Source organism: Actinoplanes sp. NPDC024001 (assembly GCF_040638955.1).
In the GTDB taxonomy this organism is placed as follows: domain Bacteria; phylum Actinomycetota; class Actinomycetes; order Mycobacteriales; family Micromonosporaceae; genus Actinoplanes.
In genome coordinates this window covers 84,499-102,717 of the sequence record NZ_JBEZZB010000010.1, presented here as the reverse complement: position 1 = coordinate 102,717, position 18,219 = coordinate 84,499, and the positions used below count along the sequence as shown (strand labels likewise).

Annotated in this window: 15 protein-coding genes and 1 pseudogene; 5 read left to right on the top strand and 11 right to left on the bottom strand. The window is 71.1% G+C overall.

Annotated elements, in window-relative coordinates:
- Both AB0F81_RS06455 and AB0F81_RS06450 read right to left on the bottom strand, forming a co-directional pair.
- Positions 1 to 251: pseudogene (locus AB0F81_RS06455) on the bottom strand (hypothetical protein); the annotation flags it as partial.
- Positions 252 to 343: 92 nt separating this feature from the next.
- Positions 344 to 958, bottom strand: a complete 615-nt coding sequence (locus AB0F81_RS06450; RefSeq protein ID WP_360191920.1) for a TetR/AcrR family transcriptional regulator — start codon at positions 956 to 958, stop codon at positions 344 to 346.
- Between the two features lie 86 nt (positions 959 to 1,044).
- Between AB0F81_RS06450 and AB0F81_RS06445 the strand changes: the two genes are divergently transcribed.
- Positions 1,045 to 3,240: an MMPL family transporter gene (locus AB0F81_RS06445; RefSeq protein WP_360191917.1), complete on the top strand. Its 2,196-nt coding sequence runs from the start codon at positions 1,045 to 1,047 to the stop codon at positions 3,238 to 3,240.
- On the opposite strand, the gene AB0F81_RS06440 is transcribed toward AB0F81_RS06445, so the two are convergent.
- The 6 genes from AB0F81_RS06440 to AB0F81_RS06415 form a co-directional block, all read right to left on the bottom strand.
- Positions 3,224 to 3,853 (bottom strand): DUF2510 domain-containing protein, encoded by a 630-nt coding sequence (locus AB0F81_RS06440; protein ID WP_360191914.1) that lies wholly within the window; start codon positions 3,851 to 3,853, stop codon positions 3,224 to 3,226. The two genes, AB0F81_RS06445 and AB0F81_RS06440, sit on opposite strands and share 17 nt — an antisense overlap.
- Positions 3,854 to 3,993: 140 nt before the next feature.
- Positions 3,994 to 5,490 carry a M28 family metallopeptidase gene (locus tag AB0F81_RS06435; RefSeq protein ID WP_360191911.1) on the bottom strand — a complete coding sequence of 499 codons (1,497 nt, stop codon included), beginning with the start codon at positions 5,488 to 5,490 and terminating at the stop codon, positions 3,994 to 3,996.
- Positions 5,491 to 5,603: 113 nt separating this feature from the next.
- Positions 5,604 to 6,377 (bottom strand): ABC transporter ATP-binding protein, encoded by a 774-nt coding sequence (locus AB0F81_RS06430; protein ID WP_360191908.1) that lies wholly within the window; start codon positions 6,375 to 6,377, stop codon positions 5,604 to 5,606.
- Between the two features lie 10 nt (positions 6,378 to 6,387).
- Positions 6,388 to 7,164: an ABC transporter permease gene (locus tag AB0F81_RS06425; protein WP_360191905.1), complete on the bottom strand. Its 777-nt coding sequence runs from the start codon at positions 7,162 to 7,164 to the stop codon at positions 6,388 to 6,390.
- Positions 7,161 to 7,961, bottom strand: coding sequence for an ABC transporter permease (locus AB0F81_RS06420; protein WP_360191902.1), 801 nt, complete (start codon positions 7,959 to 7,961; stop codon positions 7,161 to 7,163). Before AB0F81_RS06420 ends, AB0F81_RS06425 begins: the two co-directional genes overlap by 4 nt.
- On the bottom strand, positions 7,958 to 8,923 hold the full coding sequence (locus AB0F81_RS06415) for an ABC transporter substrate-binding protein (RefSeq protein ID WP_360191899.1): 966 nt from the start codon (positions 8,921 to 8,923) through the stop codon (positions 7,958 to 7,960). The genes AB0F81_RS06420 and AB0F81_RS06415 overlap by 4 nt, the downstream gene beginning before the upstream one ends.
- 100 nt (positions 8,924 to 9,023) lie before the next feature.
- Here AB0F81_RS06415 and AB0F81_RS06410 point away from each other — a divergent pair, with 100 nt between their 5' ends.
- Positions 9,024 to 9,794 carry an IclR family transcriptional regulator C-terminal domain-containing protein gene (locus AB0F81_RS06410; protein ID WP_360191934.1) on the top strand — a complete coding sequence of 257 codons (771 nt, stop codon included), beginning with the start codon at positions 9,024 to 9,026 and terminating at the stop codon, positions 9,792 to 9,794.
- Positions 9,795 to 9,832: 38 nt separating this feature from the next.
- Positions 9,833 to 12,055 carry an EAL domain-containing protein gene (locus AB0F81_RS06405; RefSeq protein WP_360191896.1) on the top strand — a complete coding sequence of 741 codons (2,223 nt, stop codon included), beginning with the start codon at positions 9,833 to 9,835 and terminating at the stop codon, positions 12,053 to 12,055.
- Here AB0F81_RS06405 and AB0F81_RS06400 read toward each other — a convergent pair.
- Positions 12,030 to 13,112 carry a tartrate dehydrogenase gene (locus tag AB0F81_RS06400; protein WP_360191893.1) on the bottom strand — a complete coding sequence of 361 codons (1,083 nt, stop codon included), beginning with the start codon at positions 13,110 to 13,112 and terminating at the stop codon, positions 12,030 to 12,032. The genes AB0F81_RS06405 and AB0F81_RS06400 overlap by 26 nt on opposite strands.
- Positions 13,113 to 13,153: 41 nt before the next feature.
- The gene (locus AB0F81_RS06395; protein WP_360191890.1) at positions 13,154 to 14,320 is read right to left on the bottom strand and encodes an IPT/TIG domain-containing protein; all 1,167 of its coding nucleotides are present in this window, start codon (positions 14,318 to 14,320) and stop codon (positions 13,154 to 13,156) included.
- Positions 14,321 to 14,478: 158 nt separating this feature from the next.
- Here AB0F81_RS06395 and AB0F81_RS06390 point away from each other — a divergent pair, with 158 nt between their 5' ends.
- On the top strand, positions 14,479 to 15,546 hold the full coding sequence (locus AB0F81_RS06390) for a hypothetical protein (protein WP_360191887.1): 1,068 nt from the start codon (positions 14,479 to 14,481) through the stop codon (positions 15,544 to 15,546).
- Positions 15,547 to 15,624: 78 nt separating this feature from the next.
- On the top strand, positions 15,625 to 16,818 hold the full coding sequence (locus tag AB0F81_RS06385; protein ID WP_360191884.1) for a TetR/AcrR family transcriptional regulator: 1,194 nt from the start codon (positions 15,625 to 15,627) through the stop codon (positions 16,816 to 16,818).
- Between the two features lie 15 nt (positions 16,819 to 16,833).
- Here AB0F81_RS06385 and AB0F81_RS06380 read toward each other — a convergent pair whose 3' ends face one another.
- A complete protein-coding gene (locus AB0F81_RS06380; RefSeq protein WP_360191881.1) occupies positions 16,834 to 18,048 on the bottom strand; it encodes an oxygenase MpaB family protein in 1,215 nt (404 codons plus the stop codon).
- Between the last annotated feature and the right edge of the window lie 171 nt (positions 18,049 to 18,219).

Here is an 18,219-nt window from a genome sequence, read left to right as displayed (position 1 = left end):
GTCGCCGGCGCGCTGGTGCGGCTGCGGGATGGCTCGGCGGCCGGTGGGTTGGTGGCGCCGGGATCCGGCGGCAGGGTCCCGGACGGCGTGGTGGCCGGCTCGGACGCGGCGACCGAGCCGGACGCCGAGGGAACAGGCTGCCCGGTGTTGGTGCCGTCGTCGTCCGGCCCGCAGGAGGCCAGCACCACGAAGAGGAGAATCAGCCCCAGAAGGATCCCGACGCCGATCGTGGTCAGCTGGTTCCGATTCATCTGGTGCCTCCGGGGGAGCGGCGGCGCTGGGGGGACTGTCCACGTTAGCGGCCTGGCGGCCACCCCGCGAAACGGTGTCCGTGATCGGTCACTTACCTACCCTCAATGGTCCGCAGGTATCCACCGAGGACGCGTTTCACCTCCACGGTGAGGGCTGGGCGCTCCTCCTCGGGCGCGGCGACGACCAGCGGGACCAGGCCCTGGAAGACCTGGACCAGCACGCGAGCGTTGCGGGCCCGCTCCGGTTCCGGCGTGCCGGGGGCGCGGGCCGCCAGCAGCCGCTCGATCCGGCCGAGCAGCGCGCCCTGGATCGGCTGCGCCGCGGCGGCCAGGTCGCGGGGCATGTCCGGGCGGGCGAACAGCGCCTTGAAGCCGGGGTTGTCCACGTTGAACGCCAGGATCGGGTCGACCACCCGGTCCAGCAGCTCGTCCAGGGGCAGGGCCGCGAAGTCGGCGCCCTCGAACGCGGTGCGGTGGGCGGTGTCCATCTCGGTGACGAAGCGGTCGGCGAGCGCCTGGGCGAGAGCCGGCTTGTTCGGGAAGAACTGGTAGAGCGAGCCGGGGGAGATGCCGGCCGCGGCGGCGATCGCGTTGGTGGTGGCGCGCTCGAAGCCGGCCTCGGCGAAGACGCCGGCGGCGGCGTCGAGGATCTCCGCCATTCGTCGCTCGCCCCGCGCCTGCCGGCGGCGCGGACGTTCCTCGGGCATGAACCCCCCTTGTGAAACACGAGCGATTGCTCGTAATCTGGCGCTACGAATACGAGTGGTTGCTCGTAAACCTAACAGGAGTGTCCATGACCCGTCGCCGGGCCAGGTGGACCCTGGCCGTCGCCGCCCTGCTCACCGTCGTCGCGGCGGTGCTCGCCGCCGGAGTGCTCGACCGGCTCTCGCTCAACCGTTTCGAAGCGCCGGGCGCCGAATCCATGCGCGCCCGGGAAGCCCTCGCCGACCACTTCGGCACCGGCAGCCCCAACGTCGCGCTGCTGGTCACCGCGCGTGCCGGCACGGTCGACAGCGCCGAGGTGGCAGCGGCCGGCCGGGCGCTGACCGAAGAGCTGGCCGGGCAGCCGGGTGTGGCCGACGCGTGGTCGTACTGGAGCACCTCCGGGCTGGAGACCCTGCGCAGCACCGACGGGCGGCAGGCGCTGGTGCTCGCCTGGCTGCCGGGCGACGCGTACACCGTGCGCCGGGATGTGCTGCCGGCGCTCGCCCCGGCGTTCACCCGCACCACGGAGAGCATCAGCGTGCGGGTCGGCGGTGCGGACGAGGTGTTCCGCAACGTCATGCAGCAGGCCCGCGCCGACTTCCTGCGCGCCGAGCTGATCGTGCTGCCGGTGGTGTTCCTGCTGCTCTGGGCGGTGTTCCGGCGGGTGTCGGCGGCGGCGGTCACGCTCGGCGCGGGGATCTTCGCGGTGCTCGGATCGCTGGCCCTGCTGCGCGGAGCGGTCGAGTTCGCCGAGATCTCCACGTTCGCGGCGAACCTCGCGCTGGTCATGGGCATCGGGCTGGGTGTCGACTACGGGCTGTTCATGATCTTCCGGTTCCGGGAGGAGCTGCACGCCGGCGTTGCGGTCCCCGAGGCGGTCGTGCGGACGGTGCGCTTCGCCGGGCGTACCGTGCTGTTCAGCGCCGCGACCGTCGCCGCCTCGCTGGCCGTGCTCCTGCTCTTCCCCTTCCCGTTCCTGGCCTCTTTCGCGTACGCGGGAATCGCCGTCGTCGTGGCCGCCGCGCTCGCGGCGACCGTCCTGCTGCCTGCCGCGCTCGCGCTCCTGGGTCACCGCGTGCTGCGCGCCGGCGGCGCGCCCCGCGGCGCCTTCTGGCACGGCCTCGCGGCGCGCGTCATGAAAAGCCCGATCGGGTACGGTACGGCCGCGCTGGCCCTCCTGCTGCTGCTCGGGGCGCCGCTGCTCGGTATCCGTTTCGGCCTGCCGGACGACCGGGTGCTGCCCGCGTCCGCGCCGGTCCGGCAGATGTACGACCAGATCCGCGCCGGATTCCCCCAGGAGGAGGCGGACGCGCTGCAGGTCGTCGCCGCGCCCGCCCCGGCGGACGGCCTGGCCGCCTACGCCGCCGACCTGTCCCGCCTGGCCGGGGTGGTCCGGGTCGACTCGGCCGCCGGCTCCTACGCGGCCGGCTCCCCGGTGCCCGGCCTGCCCGCCACCCGCTTCACCGGCCCCGGCGGCCTGACCCGGCTGTCGGTCGTGCCGGCCAGCGCCGCCCTGGAATCCGACGCCGTCGGCCTGGTCGCCGCGGTCCGTGCCGTGCCCGCGCCGTCGCCGGTCGACGTCGGCGGCTATCCCGCCGACCTGGCCGACTACCGCGCCGGGGTGCTCGACCGGCTGCCCCTGATCGGCGCGGTGATCCTGATGGTCACGTTCGTCGTGTTGTTCCTGATGACCGGCAGCGTGATCGCCCCGCTCAAGGCGGCCGTGCTCAACCTGCTCAGCCTGTCGGTGATGTTCGGCGCCCTGGTCTTCGTCTTCCAGGAGGGCCACCTGGCCGGGCTGCTGGGTTTCACCCCGACCGGCTCGATCGAACCGAGCATCCCCATCCTGATGTTCTGCGTGGCCTGGGGCCTGTCCATGGACTACGAGGTTTTCCTATTGGCCCGCATCAAGGAGGAGTACGACCGCACCGGTGATCCCTACGCCGCGGTCCCGCTGGGCATCGCCCGCAGCGCACCCCTGGTGACAGCCGCCGCGCTGATCCTGGCCGTGTCGTTCGCGGCCTATGCCACCGGCCGGGTCGTCTTCCTGCAGCAGCTCGGCATCGGCATGGCCCTGGCCGTGCTCGTCGACGCGACCGTGGTGCGGGGTGTGCTGATGCCGGCTCTGCTGCGCCTGGCCGGCCACGCCAACTGGTGGTCCCCGGCCCCACTGCGCCGCCTCCACCAGCGCATCGGTCTGGCGGAAACCGCCGCGCGGCCACCACGGCCCGGTGACCTCGCGGATCGTCAGGTCTGCGGCAACGCCGTCAGAGCAGGAAGATGAGCAGCGTTACGAAGAGGGCGTGGGTGACGACGCCGCCGGTGCCGAGTGCGACCGCCAGGGTTCCGGTGCGGCGGGCCGGGGAGTCGGGGGCCGACTCGCGGACGGCGCGCAGGCCGATCAGGATCGCGTAGATCGAGCAGAGCAGCAGCGGGTTGATCACCAGGCTGACCGCGCCGACCACCACCGTGCGCTTCTCCGGGGAGAGGCCGGGTCCCGGCGTCGGCGCGGGCGGGCGGGTGGCCGCCGGCACGGTCACCGGGGTGGCGTACCCGAGCTGCTCGGACACCGAGTCGACCGGCTGGGTGAGGAAGGGCGCGTATCCCGGGGAGGCCGGCAACGGCGCCGCCGGCGTCGTGATCGACGGCGCGGTGATCTCCGCCGAGTGAGGCGCGAAGATCTCGCCCGGCGACTGCTCGTTGGTGTGCGGGCCGGGCACCGGGGCACCGGTCGGCTTGGTGGCCAGACCGCCGCGCCACCCGGCCGAGACGGTGGTCGGCGGCATGGCGGCCCCGCCCGGTTGCAGGTGCGACGTCCACTCCCGGCCGTCCCACCAGCGCAGGGCGGGCAGACCGCTCGGGTCGGCATACCATCCGGCGGGCACGGGGTCCGTCATGAGCGTGCGTCCTTGTCTGCGGCGTCAGCAGGGCTGTGATTCCCCATCGGCGCCGCACGCCCGGACCTGAGTCATTCCGCCGGGCTCGAGCACGTGGGCTGCGGCCGGGACGTACGCGGCCGCAACCCACGTGAGGCAGCTCAGGCGCGGGTGATCCGCAGGTTGTCGACGGCCGCCTCGACCAGGGACGCGGTCCCGGCGTCGGCCGCTTCCACCTGCAGGCGGATCGTCTGCCCGGCGTACCCGGAGAGGTTTGCCGAAGCGGCCGCCCAGGCCGCTGCCCGGTTGGTGGCCGCGCCGGTCAGGGTCAGGACCGTGGTGGTGGTCGTCCCGGAGACCACCCGGACCCGCAGGTAATCGGCGGTGGTCGCGTTGTTCAGGTGGGCGAGGTACCAGGACAGGTTGAGCGTCAGCGTGCCGGACGGCAGGGTGATCTGCGGCGACTGCAGGGTGGTTACGCCGCCGTCGAGGTCGTTCGCGCCGGCGCTGGCGCCGGCTGCCGCACCGGTGATCAGGGCGTAGCTGCCGCTCGCCGCGGCGTCGAGCTGGGTGGCGACGCCGGAGCTGGTGGTCGCGGCCGGGTTGCCGCGTTCCAGCCGGCCGGCGGTCGCGGTGTCGGACGACAGCGCGGTCCAGGCGGTGGCCGTTTCCAGATCGTCGGACCAGACCGTCTCGCCGGGCGGCTGCGCGTCGGCAGCGAGGTTCCACACCGCGTACGCGATGGCGTCGGCATTGCGGTTCAGCGCCGTGTCGTTGATGTTGGTGATGGTGTCGCAGGACGCGTGGTAGCAGGGGTCGAAGCGCCCGGTGGTGCCGCCCCAGAGCTGGACCTGCGCCGCGGTCTTGGTGCCCTCGGCGCCGGTGAACGTGCCGCCCGCCGGGATGCCGGCGCGGATGAACGGGCCGTAGTCGCTGCGCCCGTCGAAGTCGGTGCCGCGGGTCGGCACGCCGATCGACGAGAAGTACGCGGCGAGCGTCTGCTCGATCTCCGCCGAGCCGGCCGGCCCGGGTCCGGCGCCGGTGCCGTCGGAGTTGTCGCCGTCGTAGAGGAAGTAGCCGGCGTTCGGCGAGCCGACCATGTCGAAGTTCAGGTAACCGGTGATCGCCGCCCGCTGGGCGGAGGTCAGCGAGTTCACGTACGCCGTGGAACCGCGCAGACCCAGCTCCTCCGCGCCCCACCAGGCGAAGCGCAGGTGCCGGTCCGGCTGGAAGCCGGAGCGTGCGACCTGCAGCGCGACCTCCAGGATGGCGGCCGAGCCGGACCCGTTGTCGTTGATGCCCGGACCGGCGGTGACGCTGTCCAGGTGCCCGCCGATCATCAGCGTGTCCGAGGTGTCGCCGCCCGGCCAGTCGGCGAGCAGGTTGTACCCGGTGGCGCCGTTGTAGGTGAACGACTGCTGGGTGGTGGTGAAGCCGGCGGCGTCCAGCAGGTTCTTCACATAGGTGACCGAGTCGAGATAGCCGGGCCGGCCGTGCGCCCGGTTGCCGCCGTTGGCGGTGGCGATGCTCTGGAACTGGCTGAGGTGGGCCTTGACGTTGGCGACCGGGATGTCCGGTGCGGCGGCGGCGTGAGCCGGGGTGGCGGTGGCCAGCCCGGCTACGAGTGCGGCGACGCCGATGAGGGGGAGTGCTCGCATGGGCCCGAGCATCGCAGAGCGGACAGGTCACGCCCTCATATCAATCGATACCTATCGTGTGGACTTTCGTCCGGACTTCGGGCGCGGATCGCGCCCGAAGTCCACACAGCCACCTACTTCGCGGCCTTCTTGGCGAGCTGGATCTGCTCATAGACCCGGGTACGCAACTCGACGAACCGTGGATCGGCGCGGGTGTGCAGCTGGTCCCGCTCGGCCGGCAGGTCGATGACCAGCTCGTCCTGCACCACGGTCGGCGAGGACGACAGCATGACCACCCGCTGCCCCAGGTACACCGACTCGTCGATGTCGTGGGTGACGAACAGGATGGTCACGTTGAGCCGCTTCCACAGTGACCGGACCAGGTCCTCCAGGTCGGCGCGGGTCTGCGCGTCGACCGCCGCGAACGGCTCGTCCATCAACAGCGTCTGCGGCTCGTAGGCGACCGCGCGGGCGATCGCCACCCGCTGCTGCATGCCGCCGGAGAGCTGCCACGGGTACGCCGACTCGGTGCCGGTCAGCCCGACCGCGTCCAGCGCCTCGTCGACGAGGTGCTTGCGGCGCGCCTTGGCCACCTTTTTCTGCTTGAGCGGCAGCTCCACGTTGTCGCGCACACTCATCCAGGGGAACAGGCTGCGCCCGTACTCCTGGAACACCACGGCCATGCCGGGCGGCGGCCCGTCCACCGCCTTGCCGTTGACCCGCACGTCACCGCCGGTCGGGTCGAGCAGACCGGAGATGCAGCGCAGCAATGTCGTCTTGCCGCAGCCGGACGGCCCGACCAGGCAGACCAGGTCGCCGTTGTCCACGGTGAACGTGAGATCGCGCAGCGCCTCCACCTCCCGGTTGCCGGACCGGTAGACCTTGCGCAGGCCCTTCACCTCGAGCATCGACGACCTCCTACCCTTGGCGCTGCGCCGCGCGCAGGCCCTCGTACCACCGCAACGCCCGCTGCTCAGCGAGCCGGAACAGCACCGACAGCACGAAGCCGAGCAGGCCGAGCAGGATGATCCCGCTCCACATCTCCGGGATCGCGAAGCTGCGCTGGAACTGGACGATGGTGAAGCCCAGACCGTTGCTGGCCGCGAACATCTCGCTGATCACCATCAGGATGATCGCGATGGACAGCGCCTGGCGCAGTCCGGCCGCGATCTGCGGGCCCGCCGACGGCAGGATCACCTTGGTGATCCGGGCCGGGCCGGTCACCCCGTACGCGCGGGCGGTGTCCAGCACCACGCTGTCCACCGCGCGCACCCCCTCCACGGTGTTGAGGAGGATCGGCCAGATGCAGCCGAAGACGATCACGATCACCTTCATGCCGTCACCGATGCCGGCGAACAGCATGATCACCGGGACGAGCACCGGCGGCGGGATGGCCCGGAAGAACTCCAGCACCGGCTCCACCGTGGCGCGCAGCCGCCGGCTCATGCCGATCGCCACACCGAGGGCGATGCCGATGACGGCTGCCAGGGCGTACCCGGTGAACAGCCGCACCAGGCTCGGCGCGACGTCGGCGCGCAGCCGGTCCGGCTGCCAGGTGTCGCCGAAGGCGGTCAGGATGTCGCGCAGCGGCGGCGAGTAGAAGCTCTCGCTGCCGTCGCTGAGCACGAACCAGGCCCCGAACAGGACGATCGGCAGTGCCAACACATAAGCAGCGCGCTTGGCAAAAGCGATCATGCCGTCACCTCGCCCCGGACCGACTGGTGCCAGGCGAGCAGGCGGCGCTCGCCGGTACGAGCCAGCAGGTTGATCAGCACGCCGAGGATGCCGGTGACGACGATCAGCGCGTACATGGTGGGGACCGCCTCGGACGCCTGCGCGACCGCGATCTCCTTGCCCAGGCCGGGCGAGCCGATCACCAGCTCGGCGGTGATCGCCAGGACCAGGGCCACCGAGGCGGCGAGCCGCACACCGGTGAAGACGTACGGCAGGGCCGTCGGCCACAGCACGTGCCGGATCCGCGCCCACGCGGAGAACCGGAAGCTGCGGGCGGTCTCGTCGGCGACCGGGTCCACGTCGGCCACCCCGTAGAGCACCTGCACCAGCACCTGCCAGAACGCCGCGTAGCAGACCAGCATCAGGGTGGAGCCGATGTCGGTGCCGTAGAGCAGCACGGCCAGGGGGATCAGCGCGACCGACGGGATCGGCCGCAGGAACTCGACCGTCGAGGCGGTCAGCGCGCGCAGCACCGGGATCGAGCCGATCACGATGCCGGCCAGGACGCCGGCGCCGACCGCGATGGCCAGCCCGAGCGCCCAGGCGAGCAGGGTCTCGCCGAGCGACAGCCAGAACTGCGACCGGCCGGTCTCGTCGGCCAGCGCGGCGGCGATCCGGCTGGTCGGCGGCAGGTACCGCTCGTTGACCAGCCCCAGGCGGGGCAGCAGTTCGATGAGGAGAAGCAACCCGGCCAGGCCGGCAGCGCCCAGAAGGGCGGGGCTGCCGAGCCGGGCCGGGTTGCCGCGACGGGATGTCACGGGAGCAGCTTCTCCAGGTCCGGGGTGCCGGAGAAGATGCCGTCCTGCTCACCGAGCTTGGCCAGGGTCTCGACCGACGCCTCGTTGATCTGGGTGGGCCACTTCGGCAGGACCAGCTTGGCGCCCAGCGCGGCGTCGATCTTGGTGTAGGTGCTGAGGACGCCGCGCACCTCGTCCGGGTGGGCGTCGGCGTACTGCAGCGACTCGTTCATCGCCTCGGTGAACCGCTTGACCAGGTCGGCGTCGTCGGCCGCCAGCTTGGTCGAGGTGAAGTACGCGGCGACGGTCAGGTCGTCGGCGGCGTCGACGAAGGTCGAGGCGATCTCCCGGCCACCGGCGGCCTTGATGGTGGACAGCTGCGGCTCGACCACCCAGGCCGCGTCGACGTCGCCCTTCTCCAGGGCCGCCTGCATGTTCGGGAACGGCATCTCGACGAAGTTGACGTTCGCCCCGTCGCCGCCGGCCTCGCGCACCGACTGGCGGGTCACCGTGTCGCCGATGTTCTTCAGCGTGTTCACCGAGACCTTCTTGCCGACCAGGTCGGCCGCGGTCTTGATGGTGCTGTCCTTCTTCACCACCACGGCGCCGAAGTCCTTGCCCTGCTCACCGGTGGAGGCGACGCCCGCGGCCACGGCCTTGATCGGCACGTTCTTGGTCTGGGCGATCATCAGCGAGGTGAAGTTGCTGAAGCCGAACTGGAACTGGCCGCTGACGACACCGGGGACGATCGCCGCGCCGCCCTGACCGGACTCCATGGTCAGCTCGATGTTGCGGTTGGAGAAGAACCCCTTCTGCTGGCCGAGGTAGATGGGGGCCACGTCGATGATGGGGATGACGCCGACCTTGACCTTGTCGACGCCGCCGCCCGAGTCGCCGGAGCCGCCGGAATCGCTGTCGGTGCCGCACGCCGCCAGCGAGCCGGCGAGCGTCACCGCAACGATCCCAGCGAGAAGACGCCGCATATCTACTCCTTCGAAATGTGTGCGCTCTACGAACAACAGTTCTCATGAAGAACGCTATGATGTGCCCCGTGTCACGTCAACGATTGCGCTCGATCATCTGATGCCGCGCGAACCGTACTACGTCCAATCGCTCGAGCGTGGGCTCGCCGTGATCCGTGCATTCGACGCACAACATCGCGAACTAACCCTCAGTGACGTCGCGCGAGCCTGCGGTCTGACCCGCGCCGCAGCGCGGCGATTTCTGCTCACATTGACCGATCTGGGGTACGTGCGGACCGACGGCCGGCTGTTCTCCCTGGCCCCGCGCGTGCTGGAGCTCGGCTACTCCTACCTGTCGAGCCAGTCGCTGCCCGAGGTCGCCGAGCCGCACCTGGAGCGGCTGGTCGCTGAGGTTCGCGAGTCGTCCTCGATGTCGGTGCTCGACGGTGACGACATCGTTTACGTCGCCCGCGTCCCAACCAGCAGGATCATGCGGGTCGCGATCAACGTCGGGACGCGCTTCCCGGCGTACGCCACCTCGATGGGCCGGGTCCTGCTGGCCGCCCTGCCCGACGGTGAACTTGAGGCGTACCTCACACGCGCCAAGCTGGAGCCGCTCACCGACCGCACCATCTGCTCGCCCGTCGCGCTGCGCGCCGAACTCGACCGGGTCCGCGCCGACGGCCACGCCATCGTCGACCAGGAACTCGAGGAGGGCCTGCGCTCGATCGCCGCACCGGTCCGCGACCGCACCGGCGCCGCCGTCGCCGCGGTCAACGTCTCCGTGCACGCGGTGCGCGCCACCGTCGAGGACATCCGCGAGCGGCTGCTGCCGCCGCTGCTGGCCGCCACCGCGGCCATCGAGGCGGACCTGAGGATCGCGAACGGTTGACGCTCACAAAGGCCAGATATCCGTCGAAAAGATAGGTTGTGACGGACTTCCGGCTGCGCCCCTGGTGGCTCTGGCTGGCTGCGGGGATCGCCGGCGCGGTGGGCTACGTGCTGCTGCCGTACGGCTGGCTGTCCCTGGCCGTCTCCACGCTGATCTCGGCGGGCTCCTGCGCGCTGATGCTCGCCGGCGCCCACTGGCACCGGCCGGCGTCACGCCGCCTCTGGCACGTCTTCGCCGCCGGCATCGCCCTGTGGGTGCTCGGCGACCTGATCTACGCGGTGTACCTGCTGGTCCTGCGGAACCTGCCCTATCCGTCCTGGGCCGACGCCTGCTACCTGGGCGCCTATCCGATGCTGACCGTGGCGCTGTTCCGGCTCACCCGCCAGCGCGGGGCGATCCGGTCGGGCAACCTGATCGACTCGGCGATCATCGCGGTCGCCGTCGGGATCGGGTACTGGACGTTCCTGATCGAGCCGATCGTGACCGACCGGTCCACACCGCCGTCGGCCCGGGCGGTGGCCGCCGGATACCTCGTCGTCGGGGTGCTGCTCTGCGCGGTGATCACCCCGATCCTGCTGCGGCGCGGGCCCCGCACGGTCAGCCTCTGGCTGCTCACCGGCGGCAGCGCCATCACGCTGGCCTGCAACATCGCCTACTCGCTGCCGGCCGTGCAGTCCTCCGCCGCCCAGTACGTCTTCGGCGGCCACCTGCTGGCGTACGCCTTCTGGGCGGCCGCCGCGCTGCACCCGTCGATGGGCCGCCCGGCGATCACCGAGGGCGACAGCCTCGGGCGCAGCCGCCTGCTCGTGCTGACCGCCTCGATGCTGCTGGTCCCGGCGATCCTGCTGGTCCAGGGCGAACGCGACGGCGGCGGCGACCTCAGCTGGGCCGCCGTCGGCATCGGCTCGATGGCGCTGTTCGTGCTGGTCGCGACCCGGATGTCCGGATACGTCGCCCGGGTCGACAGCCAGGCCCGGCAGCTGCGCGAGCTCGCCATGCGCGACGACCTGACCGGCCTGCCGAACCGGCGCGACCTGGAACGCCAGGCCGCCGAGGCGGTCGCCAACGGCAGCTGCCACCTCATCATGATCGACCTGGCCGGGTTCAAGCACGTCAACGACCGTCTCGGCCGGGCGGTCGGCGACCAGACGCTGGTGGCGGTCGCCGGGCTGCTGCGCGAATGCGTCCGCGACGGCGACGTGGTGGCCCGGATGGGCGCCGACGAGTTCGCCGTGCTGGTCTGCGACACCCTGCCCGGCGACGGCGACACCGTGGCCGACCGGCTGATGGAGATGCTGCGCCACCCGGTGCAGGCCGGCGAGCACGAGCTGCTGCTCAACGCGCGTCTCGGCGTCGCCGAGGCGACCGGGGACATCAGCGCCATCGAGCTGATCCGGCGCGCGGACACGGCCCGGTACGCGGCGAAGGCTTCCGGTGGGCAGCTCATCACGTACAGCAGCGAGCTGGACGAGCGCGCCGAAGCCGCCGAACGCCTCGGCGCGGACCTGCGGCACAGCCTCGACGACGGCGACTTCCGGGTCGTCTACCAGCCGATCATCGAGCTGGCCGACGGCCGGGTGGCGGCGGTCGAGGCCCTGGTCCGCTGGGAGCACCCGGTCCGCGGACCGGTCAGCCCGGCCGCGTTCATCCCGGTCGCCGAGGACAACGGCCTGATCGTCGAGCTGGGCGAGTGGGTGATGCGGACCGCCTGCCGGCAGTTCGCCACCTGGCGCCGCGAGCTCGGCGACCGCGCCCCGCGCTACGTCAGCGTCAACGTCTCCGCCCGCCAGCTCAACGAGCCCGGCTTCCCCGATGTCGTTTCCGGCATCCTGGCCGAGACCGGCGTCGCCCCGAACGCCCTGCTGGTCGAGGTCACCGAGACCGCGCTGTTCGCCGGGCGCACCGCGATCGAGGCGGTCGAGACCCTGCACCGGGCGGGTGTCGGGATCGCCCTCGACGACTTCGGCACCGGGCACTCGTCGCTGGGCCTGCTGCGCACCGTCCCGGTCGACGTCCTGAAGGTCGACAAGTCGTTCGTCGACGAGATCACCACAGCCGGCCGGCGCGCGGTCATCGTGGACGCGCTGATCCACGTCAGCAACGGCCTCGGCCTGCGCGCCGTCGCCGAGGGCGTGGAGACCGCCGAGCAGGCCGCCTACCTGCGCGACCTGGGGTATCAGTACGCCCAGGGCTACCACTTCGGCCGCCCGGTGCCGCAGCCCGCCTTCGAGGAGGTCAGCGTTCTCGGACGCGCTCGGTGATCGCCTGGCCCAGCTCCGCGGTGGTGCCGTTGCCGTGCAGGTCCGGGGTGAGCGGCGCGTCGCCCGGTCCGGCCGCCAGGACGTCCTCGACGGCGCCGAGCAGGTGGGCCGCGGCCTCCGGATGCCCGAGGTGTTCCAGCATCATCGCACCGCACCAGATCTGCCCGACCGGGTTGGCGATGCCCTTGCCGGCGATGTCCGGCGCCGAACCGTGCACCGGCTCGAACAGGCTCGGGTGCCGCCGGTCCGGGTTGATGTTCGCGCTCGGGGCGATGCCGAGCGTGCCGGTGCAGGCCGGGCCGAGATCCGACAGGATGTCGCCGAACAGGTTGCTGGCCACCACCACGTCGAACCAGTCCGGGCGCAGCACGAACTGCGCGGCCAGCGCGTCGATGTGGAACTTGTCGACGCGCACGCCGGGGAAGCGTTCGCCCATCTCGGCGACCCGCTCGTCCCAGTACGGCATCGAGATGGAGATGCCGTTGCTCTTGGTCGCGGACGTCAGGTGCCGTTTCGGGCGGCTCTCGGCCAGCTCGAACGCGAACCGCAGGACCCGGTCGATGCCGATGCGGGTCATCACCGTCTCCTGCAGCACGGTCTCCCGCTCGGTGCCCTCGAAGATGCGCCCGCCCACACTGGAGTACTCACCCTCGGTGTTCTCCCGCACGACCAGGAAATCGATGTCGCCGGGCTCGCGCCCGGCGAGCGGGCTGCGCACGCCCGGCATCAGCCGGCACGGCCGCAGATTCACGTACTGGTCGAAGGTACGCCGGAACTGCAGCAGGCTGCCCCAGAGCGAGACATGATCGGGTACGACGGAGGGCCACCCGACCGCGCCGAAATAGATGGCGTCGAACCCGCGCAGCGTCTGCTCCCAGTCATCCGGCAGCATCGTGCCGTGCCGCTGCCAGTACTCGGCGCTGGCGAAGTCGAACTGCTCGAACTCGAGCCGCAGGCCGAAGCGGCCGGCCGTGGCCTCCAGCGTCTCGAGCCCGGCCGGAACCACCTCTTTGCCGATGCCGTCGCCGGGAATCACCGCGATCCGATGTGAGCTCATTCCCTCACTGTGCCCGCGGCGGGCGCGCCTTAGACCTCGGGTCAGTAGGGGCCGACGATGAACGCGGCGCCGCTGCTGATGATCGACGGATTCCCGTTGTTCGGGGCGCCGATGGAGCCGTCGTCCACCACGGTCAACACGTAGGCGTCCTCGACCACGCCCGTCAGGTCGAGGTCGCAGACGAACTGGGTGTCACTGACGACCACCTTGACCATGCACTCGGCCGCGTTCCGGTTGCTGACCGAGTTGTAGGCGCCGTTGACCAGGAAGACGTGTGCCTTGGAGCTCGTCGGGTCGACGACGGTCTCGAAGTCGAGCTGGGAGAATCCCGCGCCGGCGACCTCGACGGTGACGAGCTGCGTATTGGCCGCGGCGTTGTTCGGCGACACCGTGATGCCGTTGCTGTACGTGAAGTAGATCGGGTTGTTGGTGTTCGCGTCGTTGTCCGGATCGGCGCTGTTCACCGTGCCGCCCGGCGCGACCACGGACAGTTCCAGGTTGCCGCCCGCGGCTCTCGGCGCGGTGGTCGCGGTGAAGCTGGTGCCGTTCGCGCCGACTTTGATGTCGGTGAGCGGCACGTCCCCGATCGAGGCGGTGATCGGCGCCGTGACCGCGGTGAACCCGGTGCCGGTCACGGTGATCGGCTGCCCGCCGGCGGCCGGGCTGCTGTCCGGCGTGATCGCGGTGATGGTCGGCTTGAGGGCCACCGTGTACAGGGCGGTCGCCAGCAGGACGCTGGTGCTGGTGTTGTCGGTGTCATAGGCGCAGACGTGCCACTTCGACTGGATCTGCTGGACCTGCTGGGCCTGCGAGTTCGTGAAGCTCAGCGGCACCGCCGGCACGTTGAAAACGATCTTCCACGAGGTGACCCGCTTGACCGTGGCCGGAGTGGCCGTGAACACCCCGGCCGTCAGGGTCGTGCTGGTGCCGTCAATCGCGGCATTCGCCCTGGCCCTCGTGCTGCACGAGGCGGAGCCCGACCCGAAGTACTGGAACTGCACCGTCGGCGTGGCCCCGGCCGGGAACGGCGACGGCACCGCCGTGTTCGGGGTGATCGAGCCGACGACCGTGTTGCCGCCTCCCGCCGGCCCGTAAGCGGGGCTCAGCGTCATCCCCATCGGGGCCGCGGAGGCCGGCGCGCTCAGGCCGGCCAGCACCAGAACGGTCGCCATGAGCGATGCCAGCACGGCACGTCGGGTGCTTCTCATGGGTGCGCACTCCTCCTACGGCTCACCTGCGGCCAGGCGGTTTCAGAGCAGCGTAACGTTCATGTTGGTCCGGAATTGCGGAGAATGTCGAACCGGGCTTGCCCCGCCCCGCCTCGATCGGTGATCATGACTGTCCGGGGGAGGGGAGCGGTCTGTTGGTGCGGTGGCGGTTCAGGCGGGTCCGTACCCTGATCATCGGCGGCCTGCTGCTCGCCATCTCGGTGGGCATGCTGGTGGCCGCCCACGCGACGCGGGGCTTCACCAGCGATCTGCTGCTCAACCTCGGCTCCAGCCTGGTGCTCGCCGCGGTCTCGTACGTGATCTTCGATCCGATCTTCGACGAGGCCCGCAAGGCCCGCGTCGAGGAGCACGACCGCTTCGACCAGGCCACCTTCATCGACCGGATGCGCGAGACCCACCGCAACATCCGGATCCTGGACACCTGGACGATCCTGCTGGAGGGCCGCGCCCGCGCCCGCACGTTCAGCGCGATGCGGGAGGCCCTCAACCAGGGCGCGACCATCCGGGTCCTGCTGCTCGACCCGAACTCCGCCGCCGCCCAGCAGCGCGCCGAGGAGCTGGAGCGCCGCCAGATCGACGTCGCCGCGCAGATCATGGAGAACCTGCGCCACCTGTACCTGTTCCGCGAGCAGCTGGACAGCCACGAGCAACGCTCGCGCCTGAAGGTCTGCGTCTACGACGCCTCCCCGTCGATCCAGCTCTACCAGTGGGACGGTCGGGCACTGATCTCGTTCTTCCCGATCGGCAAGGTGTCGTTCGACGTCCCGCAGCTCGAGGTCGACATGGCCAGCCCGTGGGGCCAGTTCGTCGACCGCCGCTTCGACGAGCTGTGGGACCACGGCGACCACATCCGCACCCTGGACCGGTACTGGCGGCTCACCGTCACCCTCACCCACGGCGGCGACCGGCTCGACGCGGTGCCGGTGCCCTACGTCAGCGACGGCGACGGCGTCTACGTCGACGGCACCGGCCACCTCGCCAACCGGCTCGCCGACCGGGTGCTGCACGCCCACGCCGAGCAGCCGGCCGCCTTCGGCGCGCAGGCCGTCTGGCCGCCGCGCCGCTCCGGCCAGCACACCCGCACCTTCGACCTGATCCGCCTCGACGAGCCGGCCGAGGTCCTCGCCCTCTTCGACAAGAAATACGGCGGCTACCCCGCCGCCCGGTCCGGCGAGGTCTTCCTGCTCCACCTCGCCGCCCGGTAGAAGCGGGGGCGAGGTACGACACCCCGCCGTGCCCCCGGCCGCCGACTCGCGCTGTGATTGACTAACACCCATGGTTCGGTGTCCGCCCACGTCAGCCCGAGTGATGCGGTGACCGCCGGGCCGGCTGCGGCCACCCGACCGCACAACCGCAAGCAGCTCATCGTCGAGGCCGCCGGCCAGGTGTTCAGCGAGCGTGGCTACCACGCGGCCTCGATGGAGGAGATCGCCGCCGGGGTGGGCATCAGCGCGGCCGCGCTGTACCGGCACTTCCCGAACAAGTACGCGCTGTTCGCCGAGTGCGCCGACGTGATGGCCGGCCGACTCGTCGCCGCCCTCGCCGCGCTGCCGCCCGGTGCGGCCCTGACCGATGTGCTGGCCGCCCTGGTCCGGGTCACCGTCGCGCACCGCGCGTCCGGCGGGCTGTACCGGTGGGAGGCCCGCTACCTGGAACAGCCCGACCGGCGGCTGCTGCGGGCCAAGTTCGCGCACGTCGTCGACTCGGTGACCGAGGTGGTGCGGCGCGAGTACCCGATGCCCGACGAGCGCCTGCGCGCCGTCGCGGCCCTCGGCGCGATCGGCTCGGTCACCATGCACCACACCGCGATCGCCCAGCGCCGGCTGGAGGAACTGCTGCTGGCCTCCGCCACGCGCGTGGTCGCCACCGACCCGGCCGCGGCCGCGGGCAGCGCGCGCCTGGTCGAGCTGCCGGCCCTGCCGGTGCCGCGCACCCGGCGCGCGGAGATCCTGGCGGCGGCCATCCCACTGTTCGCGCGCGACGGCTTCGCCACCGTCACCAACGGGCAGATCGCGCAGGCGGTCGGCCTCGCCCCGTCCGCGATCTACCGGCACTACCCGAGCAAGGTCGACATTCTGGTCGCCGCCTGCCTGCAGGCAGCCGGCCTGCTGACGCAGGCCGTGGACCGCAGCCTCCACCAGGCGGCAGACCCGCGCCAGGCCGTTGTGGCACTGACCGCGGCGTACGTGGCCTACAGCTTCGAACACAACGCCCTGAACAGCGTCGCCGAGGCGGAGATCCGTGGCCTGCCGGACGATCTGCGCCGCCCGCTGATCCTCGCGCAGCGTGAGCACATCGCCGTCTGGGAGCAGCAGCTGCGGCTGGCCCGCCCGGAGCTGGACCAGCGGCAGGCCCGGCTGCTGGTGCACGCCGGCTTCGGTGTGGTGGTGGAGGCCGGGCGCGCCCTGCGCTGGCAGGACACGCCCGGCCACCGGGACGCCGTCACGGCCATGGTCACCGGCGCCCTGACCCTGTGACCGAGAAGCGCCGGCTCAGGCGCCGGGGCGGTTCCCGGTCGGGATGGTGATCGGCGTGTGGGTCGCCGAGGTGCCGTTGTTGAGGAAGAGCATCGCCAGGCCCCGCACGAACCGGTCGAACATCGAGAACCCGGTCGGCATGATCGGCGACAGCCCCTCGCGGAACGCCACGTACGCCGGCCAGCCGACCTCGATCAGCGTCCGCGCCGCGTAGTCGCGCGGCAGCTTCAGCCAGTCGCCGATCCTGTCGCTGAGCAGGTAGCGGGCGAACTCGCGCTGGAAGCCCTTGGTGACACCCAGATCGATCTGCGAGGTCAGGCCGAGCAGGATGTCGGCCAGGTCGATGCCCTCGGGCGTCGGGGCGAGCAGCGGCGTCAGCGCGTACGCCGACTGCTGTTTCGCCGCGGCCCAGCTGGCCGGGATGAAGTCGTCGCGCACGCCCAGCAGGTGCAGCGCGACCTGCCACATGTGCAGGAAGGCGTCCTCCTCGGCGGCGGACATCCGGATGCCCCACGACTTGAGCTTGCCGTGCACATAGGTGCCGAGGCTGTGGAAGGTGATCAGGATGTCGCCGTTGCTGATCGGGATGAAGTCCTGATCGTCGGTGACCGCCCGCCACTTCGCCGACTGCGGGAGCAGATGCCGCACCGCCGCGTGGGTCAGGCGCGTCTTGTTGGAGGTGGTGATGAACATGCCGGACGGCTTGAAGGCGTCGGGGGCGCTGAGGTCGTACCCGTAGGTGAAGGTCTTGGCCGCCCGGTCCTGCATGTCGGCGCCGCCCTGCGACCAGTAGACGTTGCGCGCCTCGCGCGGGATGACCGTGCTCATGATCCCGCTGCCCAGGCCGTAGAGCAGGAACAGGTACATGCTCATCCGCTTGTTGAACTGGGCGGCCCGGTCCAGCTTGGTCTGGTCGGCCCACGACGGCAGCCGGTTGTGCTGCTGCAGATAGGTGGTGAGGGCGGCCGGGATGCCGCTGGGCAGCGGGTCCCCGTTCTTGATCCACTTGCTGAACGCGGTGTTGACCGCCGGAACCTGACCGTTCTGCAGGAGCGAGGCGACGAGCGGGTCGGTGGCGTCGTCCCAGACACCCCACGGATCGGTGACGGTGTCGGTAGCGGCGATCGAGCCGGCGGACGACCAGGCCCAGGCGGCGGAAGGCGCGGCCACGCCCGCCAGCCCCAGCGCGGCGCCCAGCGTCAGAGCGCGCCTCCTGCTGAGATTCTGCATTGACTTTTCCTACTTCCCGTCGAAACCACGTCACACCAGGAAACGAGGTCAGTGCTGGCATTACTAGCAGGCTTACACATTCATCGATGTGTGATTTCCCGTTAACATAGCGGCCCGCAGCGCTCCCGGCAAGGCTGCTGGTTTCGCGATCGGCGAGCCTCGCGCGGCGCC